This window comes from Absiella sp. AM09-50, assembly GCF_003433845.1.
GTDB classification, from domain to species: Bacteria; Bacillota_I; Bacilli_A; order Erysipelotrichales; family Erysipelotrichaceae; genus Hoskinsella; species Hoskinsella hominis.
Map to the genome: position 1 here is coordinate 1 of NZ_QVFI01000078.1, position 433 is coordinate 433.

Annotated in this window: 1 pseudogene; it reads left to right on the plus strand. The window is 33.3% G+C overall.

Annotated features, from left to right (window positions below):
• Nucleotides 1–433 (plus strand): annotated as a pseudogene (locus DW114_RS21160) (ferrous iron transporter B); the annotation flags it as partial.

Sequence of the window (433 nt, forward strand, 5' to 3'; positions counted from 1 at the left end):
AGAATGTAAGTGATGCGGTGATAAAGGCCGCAGCATATGGAAAAACAGCTTCTTATCATACATTTTCAGATGTTGTAGAACACGCTTTGGCACAGATTAAAGAAGTGGCATTACACGATATGCCAGAGGAAAAACAACGCTGGTATGCATTGAAACTGTTTGAACGTGATGAAAAGATACTTTCATTATTAAAATTAAATGATTCTATTAAAGCACATATTGAAAAAGATATACAAAATGCAGAAAAAGAGCTGGATGATGATGCCGAATCTATTATCACAAACGAACGATATCTCTATATATCATCCATTATTCAAAACTGTTATAAAAAGAAAACCAGAGGAAAACTTACGACCTCTGACAAAATAGACAAAATTGTGACCAATCGATTCTTAGCTTTACCAATCTTTGTGATTGTGATGTTTTGTGTTTA